Origin of the sequence: Sphingobacterium sp. UBA5670 (assembly GCF_002420705.1) — a bacterium.
Lineage (GTDB): Bacteria > Bacteroidota > Bacteroidia > Sphingobacteriales > Sphingobacteriaceae > Sphingobacterium.
This window is the reverse complement of record NZ_DIIM01000002.1, coordinates 399,416-417,967: the sequence shown is the minus strand read 5'-3', so window position 1 is coordinate 417,967 and position 18,552 is coordinate 399,416. Positions and strand designations below refer to the sequence as shown.

29 protein-coding genes are annotated in these 18,552 nt (G+C 37.9%); 16 read left to right on the top strand and 13 right to left on the bottom strand.

Translation table 11 applies throughout. The annotated features are described in order from the left end of the window. Window positions 1–100 precede the first annotated feature (100 nt). A complete protein-coding gene (locus B3C94_RS02815; RefSeq protein ID WP_293898637.1) occupies window positions 101–358 on the bottom strand; it encodes a hypothetical protein in 258 nt (85 codons plus the stop codon). A 4-nt stretch (window positions 359–362) separates the two neighbouring features. Further along, window positions 363–545: a DUF3606 domain-containing protein gene (locus tag B3C94_RS02810; protein ID WP_293898634.1), complete on the bottom strand. Its 183-nt coding sequence runs from the start codon at window positions 543–545 to the stop codon at window positions 363–365. A 93-nt stretch (window positions 546–638) separates the two neighbouring features. On the opposite strand from B3C94_RS02810, the gene B3C94_RS02805 reads away from it, so the two are divergent. Both B3C94_RS02805 and B3C94_RS02800 read left to right on the top strand, forming a co-directional pair. Continuing rightward, window positions 639–824, top strand: a complete 186-nt coding sequence (locus B3C94_RS02805) for a hypothetical protein (protein ID WP_070568431.1) — start codon at window positions 639–641, stop codon at window positions 822–824. Between the two features lie 29 nt (window positions 825–853). Next, window positions 854–1,627 carry an Fpg/Nei family DNA glycosylase gene (locus tag B3C94_RS02800; protein ID WP_293898627.1) on the top strand — a complete coding sequence of 258 codons (774 nt, stop codon included), beginning with the start codon at window positions 854–856 and terminating at the stop codon, window positions 1,625–1,627. Window positions 1,628–1,899: 272 nt separating this feature from the next. Here the strand turns inward: B3C94_RS02800 and B3C94_RS02795 are convergent, their stop codons facing one another. Both B3C94_RS02795 and B3C94_RS02790 read right to left on the bottom strand, forming a co-directional pair. Next, window positions 1,900–2,181 (bottom strand): hypothetical protein, encoded by a 282-nt coding sequence (locus B3C94_RS02795; RefSeq protein WP_293898624.1) that lies wholly within the window; start codon window positions 2,179–2,181, stop codon window positions 1,900–1,902. Window positions 2,182–2,194: 13 nt separating this feature from the next. Then, window positions 2,195–2,992 (bottom strand): MBL fold metallo-hydrolase, encoded by a 798-nt coding sequence (locus tag B3C94_RS02790; RefSeq protein ID WP_293898621.1) that lies wholly within the window; start codon window positions 2,990–2,992, stop codon window positions 2,195–2,197. A 107-nt stretch (window positions 2,993–3,099) separates the two neighbouring features. Here B3C94_RS02790 and B3C94_RS02785 point away from each other — a divergent pair, with 107 nt between their 5' ends. Both B3C94_RS02785 and B3C94_RS02780 read left to right on the top strand, forming a co-directional pair. Further along, window positions 3,100–3,459, top strand: a complete 360-nt coding sequence (locus B3C94_RS02785) for a winged helix-turn-helix transcriptional regulator (RefSeq protein WP_293898618.1) — start codon at window positions 3,100–3,102, stop codon at window positions 3,457–3,459. Window positions 3,460–3,501: 42 nt separating this feature from the next. Further along, window positions 3,502–3,945: a hypothetical protein gene (locus tag B3C94_RS02780; protein WP_293898615.1), complete on the top strand. Its 444-nt coding sequence runs from the start codon at window positions 3,502–3,504 to the stop codon at window positions 3,943–3,945. 1 nt (window position 3,946) lies between these two features. Here the strand turns inward: B3C94_RS02780 and B3C94_RS02775 are convergent, their stop codons facing one another. The 4 genes from B3C94_RS02775 to B3C94_RS02760 form a co-directional block, all read right to left on the bottom strand. Then, a complete protein-coding gene (locus B3C94_RS02775; RefSeq protein WP_293898612.1) occupies window positions 3,947–4,696 on the bottom strand; it encodes an SDR family oxidoreductase in 750 nt (249 codons plus the stop codon). Between the two features lie 26 nt (window positions 4,697–4,722). Beyond that, a complete protein-coding gene (locus B3C94_RS02770) occupies window positions 4,723–6,264 on the bottom strand; it encodes a DHA2 family efflux MFS transporter permease subunit (protein ID WP_293898609.1) in 1,542 nt (513 codons plus the stop codon). A 216-nt stretch (window positions 6,265–6,480) separates the two neighbouring features. Next, a complete protein-coding gene (locus tag B3C94_RS02765) occupies window positions 6,481–6,843 on the bottom strand; it encodes a hypothetical protein (RefSeq protein ID WP_293898606.1) in 363 nt (120 codons plus the stop codon). Window positions 6,844–6,852: 9 nt separating this feature from the next. After that, complete coding sequence (locus B3C94_RS02760; protein WP_293898603.1) at window positions 6,853–7,149, bottom strand: TetR/AcrR family transcriptional regulator; 297 nt, start codon at window positions 7,147–7,149, stop codon at window positions 6,853–6,855. A gap of 183 nt (window positions 7,150–7,332) precedes the next feature. Between B3C94_RS02760 and B3C94_RS23495 the strand changes: the two genes are divergently transcribed. The 10 genes from B3C94_RS23495 to B3C94_RS02715 all read left to right on the top strand — a co-directional run bounded on the left by B3C94_RS23495 (window position 7,333) and on the right by B3C94_RS02715 (window position 13,646). Continuing rightward, window positions 7,333–7,608, top strand: a complete 276-nt coding sequence (locus B3C94_RS23495) for an SDR family NAD(P)-dependent oxidoreductase (protein WP_414712632.1) — start codon at window positions 7,333–7,335, stop codon at window positions 7,606–7,608. Between the two features lie 97 nt (window positions 7,609–7,705). Further along, the gene (locus B3C94_RS02755) at window positions 7,706–8,302 is read left to right on the top strand and encodes a TetR/AcrR family transcriptional regulator (RefSeq protein WP_293898600.1); all 597 of its coding nucleotides are present in this window, start codon (window positions 7,706–7,708) and stop codon (window positions 8,300–8,302) included. Between the two features lie 199 nt (window positions 8,303–8,501). Further along, window positions 8,502–8,729 carry a GNAT family N-acetyltransferase gene (locus B3C94_RS02750; protein WP_293898597.1) on the top strand — a complete coding sequence of 76 codons (228 nt, stop codon included), beginning with the start codon at window positions 8,502–8,504 and terminating at the stop codon, window positions 8,727–8,729. A 52-nt stretch (window positions 8,730–8,781) separates the two neighbouring features. Further along, entirely contained in the window at window positions 8,782–9,237 is a 456-nt protein-coding gene (locus B3C94_RS02745) for a VOC family protein (RefSeq protein ID WP_293898594.1), read from the top strand. A gap of 10 nt (window positions 9,238–9,247) precedes the next feature. Further along, on the top strand, window positions 9,248–10,069 hold the full coding sequence (locus B3C94_RS02740) for a class I SAM-dependent methyltransferase (protein ID WP_293898591.1): 822 nt from the start codon (window positions 9,248–9,250) through the stop codon (window positions 10,067–10,069). A 48-nt stretch (window positions 10,070–10,117) separates the two neighbouring features. Next, window positions 10,118–10,762, top strand: coding sequence for a hypothetical protein (locus B3C94_RS02735; protein WP_293898588.1), 645 nt, complete (start codon window positions 10,118–10,120; stop codon window positions 10,760–10,762). A 10-nt stretch (window positions 10,763–10,772) separates the two neighbouring features. Beyond that, the gene (locus tag B3C94_RS02730) at window positions 10,773–11,312 is read left to right on the top strand and encodes a DinB family protein (protein ID WP_293898585.1); all 540 of its coding nucleotides are present in this window, start codon (window positions 10,773–10,775) and stop codon (window positions 11,310–11,312) included. A 58-nt stretch (window positions 11,313–11,370) separates the two neighbouring features. Beyond that, a complete protein-coding gene (locus B3C94_RS02725; RefSeq protein WP_293898582.1) occupies window positions 11,371–11,844 on the top strand; it encodes a PaaI family thioesterase in 474 nt (157 codons plus the stop codon). A gap of 35 nt (window positions 11,845–11,879) precedes the next feature. Continuing rightward, entirely contained in the window at window positions 11,880–12,728 is an 849-nt protein-coding gene (locus B3C94_RS02720; RefSeq protein WP_293898579.1) for an alpha/beta fold hydrolase, read from the top strand. A 24-nt stretch (window positions 12,729–12,752) separates the two neighbouring features. Then, entirely contained in the window at window positions 12,753–13,646 is an 894-nt protein-coding gene (locus B3C94_RS02715; RefSeq protein ID WP_293898576.1) for an MBL fold metallo-hydrolase, read from the top strand. Between the two features lie 10 nt (window positions 13,647–13,656). On the opposite strand, the gene B3C94_RS02710 is transcribed toward B3C94_RS02715, so the two are convergent. Genes B3C94_RS02710 through B3C94_RS02695 form a run of 4 tightly spaced genes read right to left on the bottom strand, consistent with a single transcriptional unit; the run spans window position 13,657 to window position 15,754 of the window. After that, on the bottom strand, window positions 13,657–14,553 hold the full coding sequence (locus B3C94_RS02710) for an alpha/beta fold hydrolase (RefSeq protein WP_293898573.1): 897 nt from the start codon (window positions 14,551–14,553) through the stop codon (window positions 13,657–13,659). A 3-nt stretch (window positions 14,554–14,556) separates the two neighbouring features. Next, a complete protein-coding gene (locus B3C94_RS02705) occupies window positions 14,557–14,979 on the bottom strand; it encodes a hypothetical protein (protein ID WP_293898570.1) in 423 nt (140 codons plus the stop codon). Between the two features lies 1 nt (window position 14,980). Beyond that, window positions 14,981–15,325 carry a GIY-YIG nuclease family protein gene (locus B3C94_RS02700; protein WP_293898567.1) on the bottom strand — a complete coding sequence of 115 codons (345 nt, stop codon included), beginning with the start codon at window positions 15,323–15,325 and terminating at the stop codon, window positions 14,981–14,983. 12 nt (window positions 15,326–15,337) lie between these two features. Then, window positions 15,338–15,754, bottom strand: a complete 417-nt coding sequence (locus tag B3C94_RS02695; protein WP_293898564.1) for a MarR family winged helix-turn-helix transcriptional regulator — start codon at window positions 15,752–15,754, stop codon at window positions 15,338–15,340. Between the two features lie 537 nt (window positions 15,755–16,291). Here B3C94_RS02695 and B3C94_RS02690 point away from each other — a divergent pair. Then, a complete protein-coding gene (locus B3C94_RS02690; RefSeq protein WP_293898561.1) occupies window positions 16,292–16,900 on the top strand; it encodes a hypothetical protein in 609 nt (202 codons plus the stop codon). Window positions 16,901–16,967: 67 nt separating this feature from the next. Here B3C94_RS02690 and B3C94_RS02685 read toward each other — a convergent pair whose 3' ends face one another. Then, window positions 16,968–17,240: a hypothetical protein gene (locus B3C94_RS02685; RefSeq protein WP_070566451.1), complete on the bottom strand. Its 273-nt coding sequence runs from the start codon at window positions 17,238–17,240 to the stop codon at window positions 16,968–16,970. 747 nt (window positions 17,241–17,987) lie between these two features. Between B3C94_RS02685 and B3C94_RS02680 the strand changes: the two genes are divergently transcribed. Next, on the top strand, window positions 17,988–18,545 hold the full coding sequence (locus B3C94_RS02680; protein ID WP_293898557.1) for a DUF4382 domain-containing protein: 558 nt from the start codon (window positions 17,988–17,990) through the stop codon (window positions 18,543–18,545). The last annotated feature ends 7 nt before the right edge of the window (window positions 18,546–18,552 follow it).

Sequence of the window (18,552 nt, the reverse complement as noted above, 5' to 3'; positions counted from 1 at the left end):
TACGATCCAGAATACCCGGCCAAATCCCCGCTAATATATTGTAGAGTCCTTTTAACCTGAATATCATAATTAAACTTGAGAAAAGTAGTGAACAGATTAGCTAGCTCAAAGTTCCATCACGGTTTCGGTCTACTTCCAGTAAAAGAAGAAGTTTGGCAATAGCGGGTTCCCTCCATTCTTCCGCAAGATCGCCCTCTATAACACCAAAATCTTCATCTAGGATCAACTGGCAACCATCCATCGTAATTCGGGCATATGGTCCGTTTTGCCCCTCCTGTCCTACTTCAAAATCACAGTATTTTTCTACTCCTATGTTATTTGTCACCGGAATTCCAGTGAATGTTGCTATAGCTGCCATATTCTCATTTTTTATTTTTCAAATAATTAATAACATCCTCACGATCATTGCCAACGCTTTTGATGGTCTCTTCGACTTGCTGCCGGGTTACGCCAAGTTCTTTTGCCAAATAATCTACCTCATAAGATTCACCACCTGCTACCTGATTGCGGTCCCTTGCATCTTTTTTATTTTTATTGTCTGTCATAATAAATGTTTTTGGAATAGAACAACCGCCAATCAATAGAGTTTGAAAACTATCACTATTCTGATGTTGTTCTAAATACAAAAAGGAGGAATTATGCCTTGGTATAATGGAGATTATCCACCATCATATAAAAATCAACCGGTCAACATCCGGGAGAAAGCAACTGAAATCGCAAATGCTTTGCTTGAGGAAGGCGCCGAAGAAGGAATTGCTATAGCAACCGGCCTAAAAAAAGCAAGGGAGCATTTTAAAAAGGTAAAAGAGGAAAATAGAAAGTAAGGAAGCAAAAATTATTAAAATCGACGACTATGCCAGAACTACCAGACCTACAGGCCTTCAGCAAAAATCTCACAAAAATGCTTAAAGGTAAAGTGCTTGAAAAAGCTGCCATCCACAACAAACAAAAAAACAAAGTCAGCCTGAATGATCTGCAAACTCTAGAGGGCAAAAAACTCGTCAAAGTTTATCGGGAAGGTAAAAGGCTTTTTTTTGATTTTGGCAAAGATGCTATCTTGTCGATTCATCTCATGTTGCATGGCAAACTGATATATTCGGAGGACGAAAACCCAAAGTATACATTAGTTTCCATGAAGTTTAAGGATGGTGGAACGCTATCCATTACTGACTTTCAGAAAATGGCACATATAGAATTGAATCCTGAACATGCAAACGTGATGGATGCACTTTCACCAAAACTAACCCCAAAATTACTTTTCGGATTGCTGCAATCAAGCAAGGCCAAAATTAAAACTCTCCTGATGGATCAAAATGTCATTGGTGGTATTGGAAATGCCTACGCTGACGAAATCCTGTATGAAGCAGGGATATCACCGCTTTCGATTTCAAACAAAATCCCCGAACAGCAGGTTCAACATCTTGCCAAAGCAATTAAGAAGGTACTGGAAAATGCCGAACAGCAGATTCTAAAAGAGCATCCTGAAATCATTAACGGTGAGATAAGGGACTTCATGAAAGTCCATAACAAAAATGCGAAGGTTGATGGTAAGGGCCATGAAATATTGCAAACCAAAATTAGCGGCAGAACTACCTATTACACAGAGCAACAAAAAGTTTTCGAATAGCACAGGATACAACTAGAGAACTACTTTTTAGCCCGCTGGTAAAGCCTTCCTATTGGAGACGAGTCAAAAAATGGTATTGCATTTTGGAATTAAAAATTCCAAAACAACAAATTGAATAATGTTTATCAAATGTGATGATAAATTTATTACCTAATCTTTTCCAAATGGTAATGTAATGACTATCATCAAACCTATATATTGACCTAGACTGATCAAATACTAGAAGCAACAGAGCAATAATACCAATGATTTTAATAATTGTTTTCATTTTTTCACTTATTATACATAAAAGTTTTTTGTCTAAAAAGGCTTATTCCTGATGGATGCCTAAGAGATGCCCTTTCTGCCTGCAATAAAGCCCGCCGAGTATTTCTACCATCTCTCGCAGTAGCAATCTTCCCTAAAAAACTTATGCCATGATAAAGATATGTAATTGGCAACTCATCACTGACTCCATCATATCGTTTAAAGCCATATTTTTTTCCTTTTGTCCCATCTATCATGTAAGAAAGGATGTTAGGATCTTCATTCTTTATATAGCAATTGTGTTCCATGGAAAAACTATGCTTAAAATTTTATCTTGGATTCATACAATGGTTTTACAACCTCAATACGCTCGCCATCGGCCGGAATAAATGTCTTGTACAATAATCCCTCTTTCTCCAATCTTTGCTTTAACTCAAGGCGCGTGGTAGGACAATGATTGATGGCTTCCATGTGATTTGCCAATACTTTGCCTGGGGTATCACGGATGAACTTTACAATATCGTCTATTGTCATCAATAGTGGTCTGCCGAAATCGAATTGTGCCGAACCGCAAGCTAGCACAGATACGTCGGGCTTGTAAGTAGCCAACACCTTTTTTACGTCATCGGTATAAATGGTATCTGCACTTATATACACCGATTCATCAGCGGATGTCTGCCACACGAATCCATATACATGCCCCATTGGTTTTCTTACCCAGCCATAACCATGAACTGCAGGCGTCGCAGTAAGTTTGCCTTTCAGAAACGAAATTGTCTTCCAATAATCAATCGCCTTCAGGACATTTAATCCCCATTTTTTTAATTGTTGGACGTGGTTTTCACCACATATGACGGGAATTTTACGGCTACGTAAAAACTCTATTCCTACCGCATCGATATGGTCGGGATGCAGGTGTGTAATCAGGCAATAATCGATTTTCTGCAGCAGTTTTTCGCTTTCAATGGGTATATCAACTAAAGGGTTGCGACGGGGTTTGAAACGGAAAAGGGTTAGCGGAACAAATGTCTTTGACTTTCCCAATAAAGGATCAACCAATATAAAGTTGTCTTCCGATTCGATAATAATAGTGGCATTACGTATTTGATGTATTGTCATAGTGATAACGTATTTAAATTCCTACCTTAGCTGGTAAATTTCGGTATAACCTTCGGCTAACGAAAGATATTTACCCAGAGGTTTCCCGGTTACAAAATTGTTACCTAATGAATTATAAGGAATTCGAAAACTGTTCCGTAAATCTTTTTTTCAGAATATTTTCTGGGAAGTGGAAGCCCTTGATTCTCCATCATTTTTTTTATACGGGGGATGAACGCTTCATTGAATTGTGGCGTAAATTGCCCAAGGTTTCCAAAAAAGTATTATTAGAACAATTAAAAGAAATGGAAAACGATGGAATTGTGGTTCGAAAACAAGTGAACACTTTTCCTCCGGAAGTGTATTATGGGTTATCTGAAACGGGTAAAAGCCTAGAGCAATTGCTCCTTCATATTGAATCGTGGATGGGAGATTACCATCTTCAGCACACTACTGAATTAAACCCAATGAAAGAAAAGCAAAAATAGGAAATAGTAAATGGTACATCAAAGACTTTTGGTCAGCTCTGCATGTATATAAACCGTTGGCTACAACCGGGCGGCAATTTTGTATTTTCTGTTGAGCATCCGATATTCACGGCAAGACCCGACCAAGAATGGATCTACGATGCAGCAGGAAACAAGTTATACTGGCCCGTCGACTATTATTTTGAAGAAGGAAAGCGGGAAACACATTTCTTACAAAACAATGTAATAAAATACCATAGGACACTGACCACTTACCTTACAATCCTGCTTGCAAACAACTTTGCGATCAATTTAGCTACTGAACCACAGCCAAAAACGGAGATGGTTAATAATGTCGCCGGAATGGCAGACGAACCCAGAAGGCCTATGATGCTGATCGTGTCGGCACAAAAACGACCGGAACAATGTGCTAAATATGCAAAATCCTCCATTGAAGTTTTGCTTCTGTTATACAGCTTATTTCGCTTTATAAAAAGTTTTACTTAATTCACTTGCTATCCTGATTCATCATTTTCAATGCTTCTGCTGGGTTGGAAAGATAACTGTGGTAAATATCCTCAGTCTTCCCTACCCTGATTTCAAGTTCATTTTCCCTGAATCCCTGCATAAAACGTGTAGCTACTTCAGACGCGGGAATACCGTTTTGTCCTCCAATAGGTGCCGAAAATTCCGTATCAACTAACGGCGGCATAAGTTCAAAGACCTTTACTGTCGAAGCGATTTTATCGAGCGCTATTCTTAACGACTGTGTATAAGAATGCAGAGCAGCCTTACTTGCTGAATATGTTGCAAGTTTTCCCGGCACATAAGCAACAACAGAAGAAACGTTAACTATTGCTGATTCTTTTTGGGCTTGAAGCAAAGGCAAAAGCTTCTCATTTAATCGGATTATGGATAAGTAATTAGTCAGCATTTCTTCGCGCGCTTTTTCCTCCGCGTTTATATTTTCGGTTAACAGATTATAAACATGTGCTGCGCCTGCATTATTGATCAGTATGTTAACCTCGCCATGTTTCATTTCAATTTCTCTAATCAGGGCGCCGGTATCTTCCGGTTTTGAGATATCGCACTGAATTCCTATGGCGCCAGGCAAAAGTTGTAAAGCTTTATCTAACCGTTCTTTTGTACGGCCTGTTATAATAACTTTATTTCCATATTCTGCAAATAGCTTGGCAAGTTCCAAACCTATTCCGGCTGTACCGCCAGAAATAATAACTGTGTTGTTTTTTGTGTTCATATTCTTATTTTTTGAGTTTAATTTTATTAATGATCGGCTGCTGCAACTACAATTTTTTTATTGCTTTTCCGAATGAAGAAAAATAACAGCAAAGGCAGTGATAATGCGAATGCCGCCCCGATGAAAAGATAAGCGTCGATATAACTTAACATGAAAACCTGTTTTTGCACAATCATATCCATTAGGCCGATGGCCCGATGCTGCGCATCAACATGCCCAAACCCTTTAGTTTGAAAAAGAGCTGTATACTTATCCAGCCTTTCTACCACTGAATTATTTGTGTAGGTGATGTTTGAAACTAAATCCGACCGGTGCTGGGCCATTCTTCTGACAATAAACGTATTGATGATAGAAATACCAAAAGACCCACCCAGCTGTCTCATCATATTATTTATGGCTGTTCCCTGTGGTATATCTTCGGATCTTAATGACGAAATAGCAAGCGTAGAAAGCGGAACCGTCAGCATTGCCATTCCCAGTGCCCTGAAAATCAAATTAACTGATATGGTTGTGAACGGGACATTTAGAGTTACCCTGGACATCGACCAATTGAAATAGATGAAGCAACAGAAGCCGATGAATACAATTAATGCAGGTGGTACCCCCTTTTGTAGCACACGTCCTGTAATTATTAGCGCAAATACGGCTATAATAGATCCAGGAAGGAGCATTAAACCAGCCATTGACGGGGTAAACTGTAAAAGCCTCTGAGCAAATACAGGGGTCAAATAAATAGAAGTAAACATCCCCATACCAGTAATAAAAGTGAGCAATGCAGAAATACTTAATGAAGGAGATCTTAAAATAGATAATTTCACCACAGGGTGTGCTGTGGTAAGTTCCCTATAAATAAAAAGAAGAAGTGAAAGAAATGCAATAACTGCAAGTATGGTGATATACCGGGTTTCAAACCAATCTTCTGTTTCCCCTCGTTCAAGAATGGTCTGTAAAGAACCGATCCCTGTGATCAATAATAAGATTCCTGCCCAGTCTATTTCTTTGACCTTTTTTCTTGTTGGCGATTCCGGAAGTATACGATAACAGATAATAGCCGTAATGATGCCGATAGGAATATTAATATAAAAAATCCATTCCCAGGAAAAGTTATCAATTATGTGTCCGCCAAGTGTTGGCCCGATGGTCGGTCCGATAAAAACACCGATACCAAATAGGGCACTCGCGATATTTTGTTTTTCTTTTGGAAAGCATTCGTAGACCACCGTCGCAGAGACAGAGAGCAATGCTCCTCCGCCGATACCCTGAAAAAAGCGAAAAGCCACCAATTCCCAAATACCAGAGGCATTGCCACACATAAAAGAACATAATGTAAATAGTACAAGGGATCCTATATAGTAGTTTCTACGGCCCAGATTATTCACAAGAAAACCCGTCATCGGAATAATGATAACGTTTGCGATGCCGTAAGAAGTCACAACCCAGGAAGTATCTTCCAATGTTGCGCCCAAGCTTCCGCTCATATGATTGATTGCCACATTGACAATAGACGTATCAATCAATTCCATGATAGCCGCTGATATAACGGTAATGATGAGGAGTATTCGATTCATTTTTTTATTTTTAAATACCTAAGCTATAATATACCAATCGGTATATTATAGCTTAAAAAAAATCCTTAAAATAGTTAAGGTTGTATTGTTACCCTGTTACAGGAGGAACCATTTCATCTGCCTTGGTTCAGCAAATTTGCGAACTACTTCAGCACAATATCCATTACATTAACGACTACCAGGACGGGCACAGGTTGAACACTTGTATTATCATCGTTACGGATAAACAGCATAACTTGCAGAATAAAATGCCTGTAAGCGCGTCCAAGGCGTTTCTCTCTTGTGGTTAAAAAAAGACTGCCTGGGACTGTAGAGTTCTTCAATTATTTCATTATCCAGCGTTAAAGCAACAACATGATCAGGTTCAAACGATGTCTTCCAATCTGCATAGACCGGTTGGAAAGACACAAATTGTCTTTTTGTATCTACAGACACGTAGGTATCGTTTATTATTCCTGGCTGTTGCTTCCGAATCCAAGTCAGCCCATCAACTTTTAGATGTGCAGATATGTTAGTAAACATATTCCAATTTTGAAGCCCCCCATGTGCTTCGATCGTTAATTTTAAGAGATTGTTCATAAATTATTATCATATTATTTTGTAGCCATACAAAGTTGAAGCATCATTTATGCATTTACTGATTCGGTTGAACACAATCGAGATGGTATGCTGAAATGCTGCAACTGCCAATTCATTCTTGTCTGAAAAAATACCGTATATCGCTCGTTTAGTCAGTTTAGTCGCTTCCCGAATATCAGTGAACGAAGTATTTTCATATCCTTTAATATTGAATACCTGTGCTGATTTCTGAATGATAAACTCTCTTGTTTTTTCTGCTTTGGCATCTTGCTCATTACTATTGACAAAAACTTTAATTGTGCACAAATATATAAAAATATAATACCTTTCGGTATATTAATATATATTTATTGATTTGTTTAATATGTTTATCAATTATAATATCCTTTTGAAACCGCTTTTTACTATCTAAAAAACTTTTAAATTCAAGTAAAGGAAGCTCTCGGTTTGTTCACCCCACTCTGATTCTGCACTTTCATTTGATACTAAATCTCTCGAGCTCAAATTAGAAGCAACATTCTGAGGTTATCCGCGTCTCGCCAACGAGGATGTACAATTATTATCAATTATGGCATATCATCCGCTGAGGCTGAAGAAATCGCTGATCAAATCATAGCCGGCGGACGCCGTGCTATAGCTATCCGCGCCAATGCTTTAAAACATGAAGATGTTACGAATTTATTTCATGAGATTCGATATCAGACCGGAAATGCGGACATACTGTTCAACAATGCCGTTATAAATCCAATTATTGAAGTTAATTAAGAACTCCACATTGGAGCCATTACCCAAATATCCTTAAAAAAAAGACCGGTTGTTCTATTTTTTTATTTAACTTTGTCCTGGGCAAGAATTATCACTGATGAAAACTCAAAAATCCGAAAATACCAAACAGCTAATCATAGAGAAAACTTCGACCGTTTTTAATGTGAAAGGCTTTGCGGGTACATCGATAAATGATGTAATGAGCGCCACTGGTCTTTCGAAAGGTTGCATTTATGGTAATTTTGAGAATAAGGATGAGATTGCATTAAGCGTATTTGACTACAATTTTGGGAAGGTAACGCAGCATATGAAAGAACGTATTTTAGCAAGTGAAGATTCAATTGAAAGATTGCTGGTTTATCCCCATACCTACAAAAACTATTTCAGGTATCCGTATTTACAGGCAGGCTGTCCTATTCTAAATACTGCTACCGAGGCTGATGATACACACCCGTCACTCCAAAAACGTGTACAAAAAGCGCTTGATTTTTGGAAAACTTCCCTAGAAAATCAAATCAAACGTGGTATCAAAAGAAACGAAATAAAAGTAGATACCGATCCGACTGAAATTGCAGTCGTGATGATTTCAATGATCGAAGGTGCATTTATGCAGGCGAAGGTCAACAAGCGTATGACAGAGCTTAATATAGCGATGTCATTCTTAGAGAGGCTGATCAGGAATTTGAAAGTATAATTTTTTTTGTTTTTAAAAAGACCGATCGGTTTATTTTTAGGTTATTAAGAATATTTAACAATAAAATGGAAACGTTTGATATTACCGTAATAGGGTCAGGTCCCGGCGGATATGTAGCTGCTATCAGAACCGCTCAATTAGGATATAACACTGAAATCAGGCTTGCAACCATCGGAGATTACCCCAGAATTATGGAAATTTGGGAAATCTCGAAATGCTTTTTATTCACAATGAATACCGTGGTAAAGGTTATGGAAAGAGCTTATTTCAATTTATGGATGAGACAAAAGGCATTATAAAGGTTGACGTCAACGAGCAAAATTATCAGGCTATCGGATTTTATGAAAAATTAGGGTTCAGAAAAGTAGGAAGATCCGAAAAAGACGGCTCTGGCAAAGATTATCCGATTATTCATATGCTAAGATGAAATCGTCGTTATTATCAAAGTACTATAATTATTAATAATAAAATATATAAATATGATTGAAGGATTATACGAGACACACATTCAAGTAAGCAACTTGGAAAACGCAGTTCAGTTCTATACTCAAATATTGGGACTGCGGCTTGCACACTATGATGAAACCAGACCAATTGCGTTTCTTTGGGTTGGAGAAAATAAAAAGGCAATGATAGGACTTTGGGAGCAGGAAGGTAATCTCCATAAACGACATTTTGCATTCAGCTGTTCCAAAGATTTTATTTTAAAAGATGCAAATACTTTTTTAGATCAAAACGGCTTAAAGGCTTATAATTTTCTCAAAAATGGAAGCAATGAACCAATGGTTTTTGCCTGGATGCCCGCACTTGCTCTTTATTTTGACGATCCAGACGGAAATCAGCTGGAGTTTATCCATATTCTGAACGGTAAAAGCCAGCCAGAACTTGGCGTAATCAGCTACGAAGAATGGCAAAAAATCAATTCACTTCATTAGACAAATACATATGAATGCAGAAGAGAACTATTTGGAAATAAACAGAGAGTCGTGGAATACCAGAACAGAAGCTCATATCAATTCTGATTTTTATAACCTGGAAGCCTTTTTGAAGGGCAAAAATTCATTAAAAGATATAGAACTTAATTTACTTGGAGATCTGACAGGCAAATCCGTATTGCATTTACAGTGCCATTTCGGACAGGATAGTATCTCTTTAAGCCGCCTGGGAGCGGACGTAGTCGGCGTTGACCTTTCGGATGTAGCAATAGACCAAGCACGGGAACTGGTAAAACAGAGTAATGTTTCAACAACTTTTATCTGCAGCGATGTTTATGATCTGTCCAATCATCTGAATCGTCAGTTTGATATTGTCTTTACAAGTTATGGGACCATCGGCTGGCTTCCGGATTTGGATCGGTGGGCAAAGATCATTTCGAAATTCCTGAAACCCGGCGGTACATTTGTGTTTGTAGAATTTCATCCGGTTGTTTGGATGTTTGATGCGGGTTTTAAAAAGATTGAATACAGATATTTTAATTCCGGAGCCATTATAGAAACTGAAAAAGGAACTTATGCAGATAAAGAAGCGGAATTTGAAGTCAAATCAATTGGCTGGAACCACGGCTTAGCCGAAGTAATAAGCAGTCTGATGCAAAATGGTTTAGAAATGAATTCCATTGAAGAATTTGATTATTCACCATACAATAATTTCAATAATTCAATTGAATTTGAACCCGGTAAGTTCAGAATTGCTCATCTGGGAGACAAAATCCCTATGGTGTATGCATTGACAGCCTCAAAAAGACATCTTGTGGATAAGGACCAATAAAATCTGATGCTGTCTCTAAATTAAAATGGTCTGTCTTATTCAAATTATATGTTTCTTAGATTAATATTTCTTTATCTGTTATTTCTTCCGTTTGCTACTAATGCTCAAAATAGTACTCAAAGAAAGTATGTCTTTTTTTTGCATAATAAATTTTCGGAAGGACATTCGTTAAATGAATCCCATCCTAAATACGGACCAGCGGCTTATACAGCCATTTTAGAAAAGCTTCAATCCACAAATTCTGTCATACTATCCGAAAAAAGAAAGCCCGACACTGATCCTAAGATGTATGCAAAAAAGATGATACTTACAATTGACAGTTTACATAACTATGGAGTTCCTTATGACCATATTTCAATTGTCGGAACGTCTCAGGGAGGTTATATAGCTCAATATATCTCTTATTATGCCAAAAATCCAGATTTGAAATTTGTTTTTATTGGCTCAAGCTTTAAAAATGATTCAATGAACGAAGATCGAAAGTTCCGGCTGTACGGGAAGGTTTTATCGATTAATGAAAAAACCGATGTCGGCGCTAAGTTATTATCAAGGCAACTTAGATTTAAAAATTCTGATTTAAATTCTTTTAAAGAGATTACCCTCAACACAGGTCTGGAACATGGCTTTCTGTTCAGGGCATTAGATGAGTGGATAATACCTGCCAAAGCATGGATTAATAGTAATAAGCTATAAATTAATACTAATGAAAAAAGTAAAGCCACAATTATTTGTCAGATGGTTCGACCGACAATTTGATTCAAACACAGGTTCGGAATATTTTGACGAATTTTTACAAAGACTTGAACATTTTCCGTCTGTTCTAAATAGACTGCTGAAAAGTTGTCCTATAGAAGCTTCAACCCGCAAAATAGGAGATAAATGGTCTGTCAATGAGAATATAGGGCATTTAATCCTTTTAGAAGATCTATGGCGAATGCGTTTTAGAGATATAAAGGAAGGAAAACCAGATATGTCGTCTGCCGATTTAAACAATACAGCAACAGATGAGTCTTCTTTCAACAACATGTTGGTTGAAAAGCTTATTAAGAACCTGGTCAGCGAAAGACACAAAACAATTGCAATGCTGCAAAATTTGAGTGAAGAAGACTTATTGAAGACAAGTATGCATCCGAGGTTACAACACCCCATGAATATCATTGACTTAATGCATTTTGTTGCGGAGCATGATTTGCACCATTTGTACGCCATACAGTCTATGATAGGAAGCATGAAAAACTTATAATTTTTTTATTAATAAAAAGACCGATTGGTTTATTTATATAAATATAATAACAACGTATATGACAAAACTATCGATATTAGATTACCTAAATAAATTCATAAAAAGGGAAATTACCGGCGATATGCATACGCATATGCATTACCCGACACCAATATCAAAAACATTGGGCATAAACATTATAGAAGTTGGTTTAGGTACAGCGACCGTACAGATCAATACTAGAAAAGAACTGCACAGTAACCAACAGGGAACCATTCACGGTGGCCTGCTATGTGAACTGGCAGATGCAGCCATCGGAACCGCACATTCGACCCTTATTCAGGAAGGCGAAACTTTTACATCCGTAGAATTGAAAATCAATTTCTACCGGCCCATTTTCGAGGATATACTCACTGCCAAAGCATCACCCTTACATAGTGGAAAAAATTTAAGTCATTATAAATGCGATATTTTCCGCAGTGATGGTAAAAAAGCCGCTATGATAACAAGTACGGTCATGACTTTAAGAGGTGATAAAGCGACAGGACGTTAATCCAATTCTCAATTACAACTTTATACAAACCATTCATGAATAAATCAATCTTTAAAAGCCCTGAAGGAAAAGACAAAATTATCCGGGCTTACGACGATGCAATAAAAAATGCTCCATTGAATTTGAAAACGGGCGTGCTGAAAACAACTTATGGGGACACCCATTTTTTGGAGGCCGGAAGCCAACACCAAGAAATCGTCATCTTACTGCATGGTGCGTCTTCTAATGCGACGTCATGGTTATCCGACATAGCCGAATATTCAAAACAATATAAAGTCATAGCAATAGATATTATCGGAGAGGCAGGAAAGAGTGCAGAAACCAGACCTTCTTATCAAACAAAAGACTTCGCGAAATGGCTAAAAGAGGTTTTCGACAGGCTCGATATCAGCAAGGCAAATATAATCGGATTATCACAAGGAGGATGGTTGGCATTACGATTTGCAACAAGCTATCCTGAATTAGTCGGCCGGCTGATTTTGCTGACACCGGCGGGAGTAGTTCCTACCAAAACAACATTTATCATAAAAGCCGTACTCTATTCCCTTTTGGGAGCAACTGGACGTATTAAGATCAATAGACTGGTCTTGGGAAGCCAGCGTGTGGACAGTAAGATTATTTCATTTATGGATTTAATACAAACCAACTTTAATGCGAGGATAGAAAAAGAATATATTTTTTCAGATGATGAGCTCAGCCGTTTGACAATGCCTGTATTATTCATCGGCGGTCAACAGGATATAATCCGCTCTACTCAGGAAATTGCCACTAGATTGCAAAATATTATCGAGGACTTTACCGTAATAACCATTCCAGAAATGGGACATGTTTTGGCTGGATTAGCACCACGAATATTTCCTTTTTTAAACAAGACCAAATGCTAATTTAATCGCAGTACTCTAATAAATATGCAAACAAACTACAGTCACCTCAAGATTCCATTTGATAACCTGGAAATCTATATTCTTTCCGATGGATATTTTGATATAGGACCATATCAACCCATTATTGCAACGGATGCAGCACCTGCAGATCTTCAAAAAGAGCTAAGCCGACTGCATTTACCTGCCGGTATCTACGAAGCTCCTATTAATGTGATGCTTATCCGAAAGAATGACAAATTGATACTTGTAGATACAGGGGAAGGCTTTTACGATAAAAAAAATGCGGGGAAACTATTATATAGTCTGGAAAGTGCCGGATATAGAGCCACTGATATTTCCGATGTACTGATAACGCATGCTCACCGGGACCATATTGGAGGTATATTAACCAAAGATGATAATCTGGTATTTCCAAATGCAAGATTCTATATTTCACGGACTGAACTGGAATTCTGGTTGGCACAGGAGCCGAATTTCCCCAACAGCCGGAGACCTGAGTTTGGTCATGGTTCTCTTTCACTGGTTAAGCGGATATTAGGGGCCATTAGCCACCGTTTAGAAATATATGATGCAGGTGACGAATTATTTTCCTGTATTAAAACGCAGGCAGCTCCCGGACATACTCCCGGACACATCATATTTACGGTTTACTCGGGTAAGCTATCCATTACGCATCTGGTTGATCTGGTTCATAGCCCTGTGCTGATCTCTAATCCGGTTTGGGGTACACAGTGGGATGTTGATTTTTCTTTGGGGATCGACACCCGAAAAAATATACTGGAACAATGTCATGAGCAAAAATTGCTAATTTGTGCATCCCACCTTCCCTGGCCGGGAATAGGATATATTGACAGATCTCATGATCAATGGCAATGGACTCCAAAACCATATATTTCACCATTGCTACTTACATTTTGATCATGACTTTTCATCCAGTTTTACCAATAAAGTCTGAAATGTCTTTCACCAGTGACGAAAACAATGAATCCGGGATAGCGTGCCCCATTCCTTTTTTTATGATCAGCTCACAGTAAGGAATAGTATTTTTTAAATCAACAGCATGCTCCATATTAAATAACGGATCTTCATCTCCATGTATCGCCAATGTGGGTACATGGAGACTACTAAGAACATTTGAATCATATTGATAACTCAGCAGGGCAATGATCTGACGAAAAGGCCTAACGAATGGAGACTTTCGGCTTTCGTCTTCGATAATTAACCAACGTTCCTTTTCTTCATTAAACCTATATTTATTTCCATAAATAGCTTTCATAAAATCAACTTTTTCATTTATATAAGCTTGCTTATTATCGTGAAAACTTGCAGTGCTGTTTGTCATTTTGCCTATCAATGCGTCATCTGCCTTCGGAAGAGCAGGATTGAAGCTTGAAGACATCAATAAATTCAGTGTCTGAGTCATTTCCGGATACCATGATGCAAATAACTGTGCAATGATGCCTCCCATCGACCGCCCTACGATATGTGCGCTACGAATGGCAAGTGAATGGAGCAAATCTTTTATATCATCCGCCATATCCAATAAAGAATAAGGGACAGGATATTTTTCTGGATGTTGCAGAAAATCGTTCAGCGAAAAATTGATTGTATCATTAGGGTCACTTGTTTTAAAAGTACTTTTTCCACAATCCCTATTATCAAAACAGATTAAACGAAACCCTTCCTCTGAAAGCATCTCAAGAAACGGTGCTTCCCAACGGGTCATCTGGGTATTCAGCCCACTAACCAGTACAATGGTCTCCTTGTTTTCTACGCCGAATAATTCATAATAGATGGTAGCATTTTTTAGGTCAATATATCCCATAAATTACAATGCAATTTCTAAAGGTAAAAGTCTGGAATCCAATATGGCAGCTACGCGATGGCCCGTAATCTTCATATAATACGGATTCTGCTCGAAAGCAAAAAAATCCGATACACTTCTTTGTCTAATTAACATACAGATATCCCAATGTTCGTCCTGAGGACCTATCAAAAAGCGGTCTCCTTTTCCAACGAAAAGAATCTCTCCACCACCCTGCTCTAGAAAAGGTTTGGCAAGGTTAATATAGCGCATAAAAGCTTTATAACCTGAAATTTCGCTGGCAGGTGCAATTTCAGGAAACTCGGAATAGTCAGCATTTTTCTTTAAACGTATCAGATTTAAATTTACAATTGACCCTTGAATATTTTTTAACATAAGATCCCGGCCGGCTTCGTAAGTTGGATATAAATAGGTTTTGATTTCCATATCAATATATATTTTTTAAATTACTTTGCTCTTCTTGCAGATCATTTTTGACTTTTTGCACCTTCTTTTTATAGTCTATGATTTTGTTCTCTTCCCATGGAACAATGATTGCATTTTCAAAAACGAAACCCTCCTCTCCTAGCCGGATCCAATCGGACTGTAAGTTCCTGTTATCAAATTGCCCGTTGTTCAGTTCAAACCGGATTCTGTTGGAAAGTGATCTTAAATTTATACTCTCTTTGATAAATATTTTATTTTCTGCATTATTCAGAATAGTCAATACACCCATTAACGGTTTCATCTCTAAAAACTCAGCGTTTAATTTCTTTCTGTACTTTTTGTCCATGTTCATTTTAATTTAAAGATCACCCCCTAAGATTTTCAATTGTCCCGCGAAAACATCTAAGTTTTCCGTTACAATTCCGCCTAATAACTTTTTGGATATGTATTCTGCTGTAGTGGTCGCCTCTGCAAAAATTTTTTCTCCGGTAGAAGTGAGTTTTACATAACTCACCCTAGCATCCCGATCGCTGTTTTCTTTCTCTACAAGTCCTATTTTTTCCATTGGTAAAATAATCCGCGTAATGCCAGAGGCGGTTAAACCAATGTTCTCAGCAAGATCAATTCTTTTTAAACGATTACCAGGTGCATTATTTAAAATATAGAGGATCATATAGTCAGTAAGGCTAATACCATGCAGACTTAAACCGTCAAACTTTTTCGTAATGACAGATTGAACTTTTAAAACATTCAGAATTGTACTTATTTCTTTCATTTTACATTTGCAATATACTTGATTAGTCAAGTATATTGCAAATATAAAGAATTTGCTTACACTTGCAAAAGCTATCGCTTATTTCCATAAGATAAATATTACAGATTGGAGGTCTAAAACATCTTTGTATCGAAATGCTAGCTCTTTAAGTATTTATTATCTGAGGATTTCCTTTTTTGAAGTCAATAAATTTACTTTTTGTCAAATCTGAAATGCCGCTAAAAAGTTGAGCCATATTATCGTAAAAAGGTATGAAGGTAAAGGATTAACACAAAGATCGATGGCAATACTGAAGCCTTTTTGCGCATTAAAAAAAGAGCATAAAAACAATGGAAGATCGCTTATTATCAGGTAGATAATTTTCTTAAAAAAATTTGAAGCTTGCACAGGAACATAGAAGTACGCAGATAGAATGCGTATTACAGGATTACTGAAGTCTAGGATAGCGCAAAAGACGGAAAGCCGCATTAGACCAAAAACTGAAAGTGAAGTTTTTTGGCACAGATCTGGTACGGAAATAGGAACAACTAATTGCATATGAATAATCTATATATTATCTTCTTTTTTTTAGTTCTCCAGGGCTGTACAATGCGTAAAAGTACAATGACACCGGTACAAAATAATAAGTCCAAAATATACAATGACAGCTCAATGCAACAAGACTATGTTTCCATTTTAGAAACAATTTTGTCTGACGATTCGGCTGATATCAAACTGCAACGTGAAGGAGAACGAAGGGCGTTCATCCATAACAAGTTTATGAGAGATTCTATCTCATCATTGCATGACAAGAATTATGTTTTTTACAACGTCGATCCACATAAGCTGATGAAAATACTGGATAACCAGCTCACAGACTCGCTGGATATGCTTAATCAGATGAACGAAAGGAAGGCAATCATCCCAATTCCAGCCGCGATCAAAGCAGCGTACACTGTTGATGACGCCGATAAATACAGGATGGACCGCAACCAAAGCATTTATTACTTTCATCTTCCCATTATAGGGTATAATCGCAAAAAAGCATACGTGCCGGTTGACTATATATGCGGCCCTTTATGTGGAAACGGTGATGCATTTCTGCTTGAAAAAGTGAATGGTAAATGGGTAATCATACAACGATTCTTTAACCTCTGGATCTCTTAAAAAAATATAGCCACAATAATCTTTAAACAGAAGATATTCACGCCAAATAACCAAGCGGACTTATAGCCTAATGGACCTTATCACTTTCTATAAATACACTTCCCGACAAATAGCACTCGGGAACATTGGCTAATACATAATCAATGTCGAGAATATTAGGACGAGCTGTACTTCCATGCCCACAATACAAACTCCTGATCCAGGTATCTACGTCATCTACCCATATCGCCTTCCAGGTAATATTTTGTGGATCCTGGACAGTGACAGGTGAAATTAGCACATTATACCCCATCGCTCGCAGCGCGGTTAATACGACTCGATTTACTTTGACAAATTTCATCTTCGAAAGCTATATACGGTTGTCTTTACTTTGGAACAGAAATACAACCCATATGGTTCAAAAGTCATTAACTTTTTGTGCTTAGCAGCACATCCTAATAAGTACTAAATCTGACTGATCGCTTGCATCGGATCCATTCCCGAATCAAGAGACTCGTGGTGGTTACTCCTTTTTATATATAACTATTCAAACTGTCCTGTATAAGTTTTGCGACCAATTGCAGATTTTGGTCGTCAACATGTTTCAAGGAAAAAGTCTCAACGTTGGGTGTACAGCTCGCCTACAATCATCATTTAAAATCATGGCAGATAACGAAGAACGTTAAAACAAAATAGCTGTTAGGGGCTAATCGAAAGATTAGTCTTTTTTTTGCTAAAAAATGAACTATTATAAATGGATATCGTTATCTGATAGGTTAAGTTAGTTTGTTTTAGTAGTTATTAAGGTCGGTAATTCATCTCGCCGGCCTTTTTTCTAAAGTTGGAATTTCCCCTGATTCAATCAATTCTATTGTAATATCCGCTACCTCCCTGTCGCAATTTTCGTAGATTCTTATTACAGGGTGCCACCTATGTTCTGGTCGATCTCTAAGAAAAAGGGCAGCTCGGCAATTGTCGATTCGTGATAACAGTGGTTACACGATCATCTCTTCTGTTGAAAAGACAATGTATATATGGGTTCACGTAGCGGGCTGTTAAAAAAAACAAACGATGACTGCTCCGCTTGTGTTCAACTTAAAAAACAATTATGGCCCTGATTTCCAATAGAAAAAACACGAAGTTAACCGCCCGCAGGGTTTCTACCCTCTTGCACCTTATGGCTCTGGTCCTCCTCATATTTTTAGGTAGCTGCCATGAGGACGATAGCCCCGCACCTGAGCAGGCGCACTTAAAAGTGAAGGTGAAAACTCAAGGTGATCAGTATGATGCAGTCCATCTCGAGATCCAGCAGCTATGGACCCGCACGTCTGCAGGTGGAGGAAAGGTCGTAGCAAATAAAAGGGTAAACATCCTGAAAATTCAAACGGATAGCATCATCGCGGGTGGACATGTCCCCCATGGCAGCCTACAGGAAGTTATGCTAAAAGTAGCCCCTACAGGGAATGAAATAGTCATAGATGACCTTTCCTATGCTTTAGAGATGCCACAAGGAGAAATTATCGCGGTGAATATCGCAGCCGACAGTAAGCTTTTTCCAAATGAAAACCATACATTAATGCTTCATATCAATCTATCAGATTTCATTCAGGAGACGGCAGAAGGTAAATTTATAATAAATCCTAACCTCACTGCAGTACTGGATTAAAGCGGCA